General features: G+C 50.2%; 6 protein-coding genes. 1 reads left to right on the top strand and 5 read right to left on the bottom strand.

The window, feature by feature from the left end; genetic code table 11:
- The coding region (locus tag BZJ17_RS08845) for a fasciclin domain-containing protein (protein WP_198534132.1) at positions 1-97 on the top strand (97 nt) is incomplete at its 5' end.
- Positions 98-224: 127 nt separating this feature from the next.
- Here the strand turns inward: BZJ17_RS08845 and choV are convergent.
- Genes choV through betB form a run of 5 tightly spaced genes read right to left on the bottom strand, consistent with a single transcriptional unit; the run spans position 225 to position 6,522 of the window.
- Positions 225-1,427 (bottom strand): choline ABC transporter ATP-binding protein, encoded by a 1,203-nt coding sequence (gene choV, locus BZJ17_RS08840; RefSeq protein WP_069588036.1) that lies wholly within the window; start codon positions 1,425-1,427, stop codon positions 225-227.
- A 10-nt stretch (positions 1,428-1,437) separates the two neighbouring features.
- A complete protein-coding gene (gene choW, locus BZJ17_RS08835) occupies positions 1,438-2,280 on the bottom strand; it encodes a choline ABC transporter permease subunit (protein ID WP_069588035.1) in 843 nt (280 codons plus the stop codon).
- A 54-nt stretch (positions 2,281-2,334) separates the two neighbouring features.
- A complete protein-coding gene (locus BZJ17_RS08830; RefSeq protein WP_069588034.1) occupies positions 2,335-3,294 on the bottom strand; it encodes a choline ABC transporter substrate-binding protein in 960 nt (319 codons plus the stop codon).
- Between the two features lie 19 nt (positions 3,295-3,313).
- Entirely contained in the window at positions 3,314-5,038 is a 1,725-nt protein-coding gene (gene betA, locus BZJ17_RS08825) for a choline dehydrogenase (RefSeq protein ID WP_077640473.1), read from the bottom strand.
- 23 nt (positions 5,039-5,061) lie between these two features.
- Positions 5,062-6,522 carry a betaine-aldehyde dehydrogenase gene (betB, locus tag BZJ17_RS08820; protein ID WP_077640472.1) on the bottom strand — a complete coding sequence of 487 codons (1,461 nt, stop codon included), beginning with the start codon at positions 6,520-6,522 and terminating at the stop codon, positions 5,062-5,064.
- Positions 6,523-6,556 lie beyond the last annotated feature (34 nt).

Below are 6,556 nucleotides of genomic sequence, written 5' to 3'. Positions count from 1 at the left end.
TGGCAAAGTTAAAGTCGATAACGCGACCGTGACCAAAGCCGATATTATGACGTCAAACGGCGTGATACATGTGATTGATACCGTGATCATGCCTTAGCGACCGCGCTACTGAGCCTACGACTGTACAGATAGTGACTTGACCTGTGCGGTCAGTCGTCAGTGATAAAAAAGCCTGCTCCATGAGCAGGCTTTTTCGTTAGTTAGGATTTATTCGCTGACGTGAGTCAAGCCGCTTGGCTATCGCACGACTGCTGATACTTGCCGAGCAAGGCATGGTAGAAATCGTGATCGGAAAGCGTGCCAACCAATTTGCCATTTTCTACTAGTAGTACGGGTTTGTTGGTGTGATAGCGGATTTCAATCGCATCACGCATTTCGATATCAGGCGATGCCATTACAATGGTATCCGAGCTTACTTGTGACAAGTCTGCCATATCTTTTTTCCACTCAGCCACACGCAAATGTTGTGTGCCCGCCATGGCCGACAATGCTCCCTGAGGCTCTACTGTCACCCAGATATCACGCTGATCGCACACCTTCCAACGGTTTTCAACGTGCGGCATGGTGTCAATATCTTTCATCATTGAGCGACCTTTCAGTACGTTCAACGGATTAGTATGCGCCACAAAGTCGCGAACATAGTCCGTTTCTGGGCGCAGAACAATGTCTTCAGGTTTACCGTGCTGAATAAGCTGACCGGACTCCATGATGGCAATGTTATTACCAATTTTCAGTGCCTCATCCAGATCGTGGCTCACAAACAAAATCGTTTTGTTGAGTTTTTTCTGCAGCTCCAGTAGCTCGTCTTGTAGCTGAGCACGGATCAAGGGATCCAGTGCGGAAAACGGTTCATCCATCAGTAGAATGTCACTGTCCATCGCAAAAGCACGGGCCAAGCCAACACGCTGCTGCATACCGCCAGACAGTTCATGTGGATACTGATAGGCCCAATCCGCCAATCCCACCATTTCAAGTTTTTCTAATGCTTGCTTACGGCGTTCTTTTTTACTGATGCCTTTCATTTCTAGACCGAAGGCAACGTTATCCACCACGGTTAACCAAGGCATCAGAGCGAATTTTTGGAATACCATTGAGGCACGGTTGGTACGCAGATGACGCAGCGTTTGTGCATCCACACTCGCCATATCCACCATTTGGTCACCATCGCGCACCTCAAGGCTGCCACGGCTAATCGGGTTAAGGCCATTCACCGCCCGTAACAAGCTCGATTTACCTGAGCCAGATAGGCCCATCAATACGCAAATCTCACCTTCTTTTACATTAAGTGACACATTGTCCACACCCACGACTTGACCAGTTTGATCGATGATCTCTGATCGCGTTAAGCCTTTGTCGAGCAGATCGAGTGCGGGTTGTACGTTGTCACCGAAAACAACATCAAGATTTTTAATTGCGATTGCGTCCATGGTATCCCCCTTATTCATGGCCTTGGTTTGGTGCTTTACACAGGCGGTCAAGAATGATGGCTACCAATACAATCGCCAGACCCGCTTCAAAACCTTGAGAAATGTTGACAGTGTTCAGTGCGCGAACCACTGGCTTACCGAGGCCGTCAGCCCCCACCAGTGCGGCGATAACTACCATCGACAGTGACAACATAATACATTGCGTCACACCCGTCATAATGCTTGGCAGTGCCGCAGGAAGCTCCACTTTGAACAGTAGTTTCATACGGTTAGCACCAAATGCACGTCCTGCCTCTACCAACTCTTCCGGTACACGGGTAATGCCGAGATAGGTCAAGCGAATCGGTGCTGCAATCGCAAAGATGATGGTGGAAATCAGTCCCGGTACAATCCCTAAGCCGAACAGAACCAGCGTTGGAATCAAATATACAAAAGGCGGTACCGTCTGCATTAAGTCCAAGAGTGGGCGCATAATGGTATACGCTAAGGGCCGGTGAGCGGCCATTATCCCAAGCGGTATGCCAATTAATACGGAAATCGTTGTCGCGGCAAACACCAGAACAAAGGTTTCCAGCATCTCTTGCCAGTAGCCCAGGTTGAGGATCAACAAGAGCGCACTCACAACAAAGATCACGATGGAAATTCGACGCTGCAGGTACCACGCTAACGCAGCAGTCATGATGATAGGCATTGCAGGTGGCATCCATTTAAAGATGTCGACCAAAAACATGATGCTGGTATCTAAACCAATCGAGATGGCATCAAAGAAGCCCGCGGCGTTCATGGTTAACCAGTCAACGCCATTTTCCATCCATTGACCGAGTGGGATCTTGTTATCTGTAATAATATTCACAATAAAACCTTAGGGGGCGGCGATTAAACCGCCCTCTCCTTCTACACTTTTTTGTTACGCTTCAGTCTTTTTAAGATATTCAGTCACAGCTTCTACGGCGTTTTTACCGTCTAGTGTGGTGATACCGTCTAGCCATTTGTTCAACACACTTGGGTTGTTACGTAGCCATTCGCGCGCTGCAACCTCTGGCTTCTCGCCGTCGTTCAGGATTTTGCCCATCATTTCGTTTTCCATCTTGAGGCTAAACTCAAGCTGCTCGAGCATTTGACCCACATTCGAACATTGCTCGACATAGCCACTACGAACATTGGTATGAACCGTGGCACCGCCGTAGTTAGGGCCGAAGTAGTCATCTGCACCAGACAGATACTTCATATCAAAGTTGCTGTTCATTGGGTGTGGGGCCCAACCTAGGAAAGCAACCCATTTGCCACGACGAATAGCACGTGAAACCTGTGAAATCATGCCCGCTTCGCTTGATTCGATCAGACGGAAATCACCCAGATCAAAATCATCGGTATCGATCATTTTTTGAATTTGCGTGTTGCCATCATTGCCGGGCTCAATGCCATAAATGCGAGAGTCAAACTTGTCAGCGTATTCCGCGATATCTGCAACACTGGTCACACCCGCATCGTAAACGTACTTAGGCACGGCAAGGGTGTATTTCGCACCCGTTAGGTTGGCGCGTAGGCTATCTACAGTGCCGTTTTCAATATACTTTTTGATATCGCCCGTTTGGGTTGGCATCCAGTTACCGAGGAATACGTCGATGTCGCCCGATGCCAGAGATGAAAAAGTCACAGGCAGTGACAGCAAGTCTGTCTCTGTTTGGTAGCCCATGCCTTTTAGCACTTCTGTGGTGATGGCTGTGGTTGAGGTCACGTCCGTCCAACCGATATCCGAGAAACGTACCGTCTCACATTGGTTGGCAGCGGCGCTAAACGCCACCATAGAGCTCAGGCCAACCGCGGTCATCAGGGTTTTGGTGGTCTTACGTTTGTTCATTGACATCTTGGATTCCTTGTAATGCTTACTGATTAGTTTCCAGTGAAGGCGCACCTTCGGTGGCTTTCTCACTTTGCGCGTTCTGATTGCGTTGCTTTTGCTGCCACTCAGCCGCAATCCATACTGGCACCTGCTCAGCAGGCAAGAGTGGCTTGTCGAGAATCATGTCAGCGGCGCGCTCCGCTACCATGATGGTTGGGGCATTCAAGTTGCCATTTGGAATGGTGGGGAAAATCGATGAATCCACCACGCGCAAACCTTGAATCCCTCGAACACGGCACTGCTCATCGAGTACCGCCATCGAATCGTTGTCTGCACCCATTTTGCAGGTACACGATGGGTGATACGCACTTTCCACGTTCTCTTTCACCCAGCGATCAATCGCTTCGTCTGTGGTGACATCACGACCCGGTTGAATCTCTTCACCACGGAAGGGATCCATAGCACTTTGATCCATGATTTCACGGGTCAAACGAATGGTGTCGCGCCAGTCTTGGCGATCTTGTTCGGTGGTAATGTAATTGAACAGGATCGACGGTTTATCTTGCGGATCCGCCGACTTGATACGTACATGGCCGCGGCTTTCAGGCTTGTTTGGGCCCACATGGACTTGGAAACCATGCCCATCAAACGCCGCTTTACCGTCGTAACGCATCGCTGCAGGTAAAAAGTGGTACTGGATATTTGGCCACTTCAACCCTTTGCGTGAACGGATAAAGGCACATGATTCAAAGTGGTTGGTTGCACCCAAGCCTTTACGGGTCAAGATCCACTCAGTACCGATCATTCCCTTGCTAATTAATCCCAGCTTGCTGTTGAGCGTAATCGGCGCTTTACAATGGAACTGGAAGTAAACTTCAAGGTGGTCTTGCAAGTTTTCACCCACACCCGGCAACTCGTGCTTGACGTCAACACCGGCATTTTCCAGTACGTCACGCGCACCAATGCCTGAAAGTTGCAGCAGTTGCGGTGAGCCCACTGATCCCGCGCTGGAAATGACTTCTTTGTCTGCCATCACGCGTTCAATTTTGCCGCCCTTTTCAAATTCCACACCTACCGCACGTTTGCCTTCCAGCAAGACACGACGAGTCACAACACCCTTTTTCAAGGTCAGATTGCTGCGCTTCAGCGCGCGACGTAGGTAGGCATTTGACGTTGAAGCTCGCACACCCTTATCAACCGTCATATGCATCGGCCCAAAGCCTTCTTGCTGATAACCGTTGTAATCTTTGGTTTCTGGATAGCCTGCTTCGACACCCGCATCAATAAAGGCTTGATAAAGCGGGTTGAGTTTCATGTCGTTACCGTTACAAGTACCGACAGGGCCCTSACCACCWCGGTAAGTATCTTCACCGCCCGACCAGCTTTCTGCACGCTTGAAGTAAGGCAAGCAGCTAGCGTAATCCCAGCCATTGGCACCGTGCTCAACCCATTCTTCAAAATCGCATGCGTGACCACGCACATAGACCATGCCATTAATAGATGAACTACCACCCAGTACTTTACCGCGTGGGCAATGTAGCTGACGGCCATCCAAGCCTGGCTCAGGCAAAGACTCAAACTGCCAGGCATAGCGCTTGGTATTCATGGGATAAGACAGCGCCGTCGGCATCTGAATAAAAATGCTTTTATCGGTGCCCCCGGCTTCAAGCAATAGCACTTGATGTTCGCCGGACTCGGTGAGCCGATCCGCCAGCACACAGCCGGCCGAACCCGCGCCGACGATAATATAATCGTAGCGTTGTGACATGTTGGTCGCTCCGTTAACTGAGGTTAGGCGTATGGGCTAGCGAAATCGCCTAGCTCAATCAGCACACTCTTGGTTTGGGTATAGTGAGTCAGGGTCTCGACACCATTCTCTCGGCCGATGCCTGATTGCTTGTAGCCACCGACAGGCATTTCTGCTGGCGAATCACCCCAGGTGTTCACCCAACAGATACCGGCTTCAAGCTGATGGATCACGCGATGCGCACGCGACAAGTTTTGGGTAAAAATGCCAGCGGCCAAACCATAATGGGTATTGTTGGCACGACGGATGACCTCTTTCTCGTCCGAGAAACGCAGCACTGACATCACAGGGCCAAAGATCTCGTCGCGCACATGCGCCATGCTGTCATCACAATCAGTAAAGATGGTCGGGGCCACAAAGTTACCTTTGTCGAGGCCATTCTCCATTAAGCGTTCGCCGCCGGTTAGCAGGGTGGCACCACTTGCTTTCGCGCCTTGAATGGCCGTCATCACTTTTTCAAGGTGCTCGGTTGAAATCAATGCACCGACTTGGGTGTTCATATCCATTGGATCACCGACAACCAGTTTCTCGGTACGCGATTTGAGCTGCTCGACAAACGCGTCATAAATGCTGTCGTGAACAAAGACACGGGTACCGTGTGTACATACCTCACCTTGGGTATAGAAGTTGGCGACCATAGCCGCAGATACCGCATTGTCTAAATCCGCATCATCAAACACGATGCAAGGTGACTTACCACCCAGTTCCATGGTGACTGACTTCAGGGTGTTTGCGGCATCACCCATCACGGTTTTACCGGTACCGACTTCACCGGTGAAAGAAACTTTGGCAATCTCTGGGTGTGCTGTCAGCATTTGGCCAACACGGTAATCACCTTGAACCACGTTGAATACGCCGTCAGGCATACCGGCTTCAGTGAAGATCTCTGCCAACTTAAGGGCTGTGAGCGGGGTTTCTTCCGATGGTTTAAACACCATGGCATTACCTGCCGCTAATGCTGGCGCTGATTTCCACATCGCAATTTGAATTGGATAGTTCCACGCACCAATGCCTGCACACACGCCAAGTGGCTCACGACGGGTGTAGAAGAATTGGTTCTCAGACAGCGGTTGCTGCTCACCTTGCATGGATGGCACTAAATTGGCGAAGTATTCAATCGCATCAGCACCGGTTACCACATCAACCTCAATCGCTTCTTGCAACGGCTTACCCGTATCAAGGACTTCCAGCTTCGCCAGTTCATCATTGCGCTCACGTAATAAAGCAACCGCCTTCAATAGAATTCGGCTACGCTCCATCGCGGTCATGCGAGACCAAACGGCAAAGCCTGCTTTTGCGGCATCAATCGCTTTCTGCACATCGTCTGCAGAAGCTTGGCCGATCTGTGCCAGTGTTTCACCCGTTGCAGGGTTCACGGTGGCAAAGTATTCACCACTGGATACGTCAGTTAACTGACCATTAATAAAAAGCGTTTTCGCGTCCATGATTAATCCTGAATTCTTTTCTGTTCGTGTGTGC

This window comes from Salinivibrio sp. IB574 (assembly GCF_001996205.1).
Taxonomy (GTDB): domain Bacteria; phylum Pseudomonadota; class Gammaproteobacteria; order Enterobacterales; family Vibrionaceae; genus Salinivibrio; species Salinivibrio proteolyticus.
This window is presented reverse-complemented; position numbering and strand designations above follow the sequence as displayed.

Excerpts from the sequence above, each read along its gene's own strand:
- betB (WP_077640472.1), bottom strand. The coding sequence starts at position 6,522 with ATGGACGCGAAAACGCTTTTTATTAATGGTCAGTTAACTGACGTATCC.
- BZJ17_RS08830 (WP_069588034.1), bottom strand. The coding sequence starts at position 3,294 with ATGTCAATGAACAAACGTAAGACCACCAAAACCCTGATGACCGCGGTT.
- choV (WP_069588036.1), bottom strand. The coding sequence starts at position 1,427 with ATGGACGCAATCGCAATTAAAAATCTTGATGTTGTTTTCGGTGACAAC.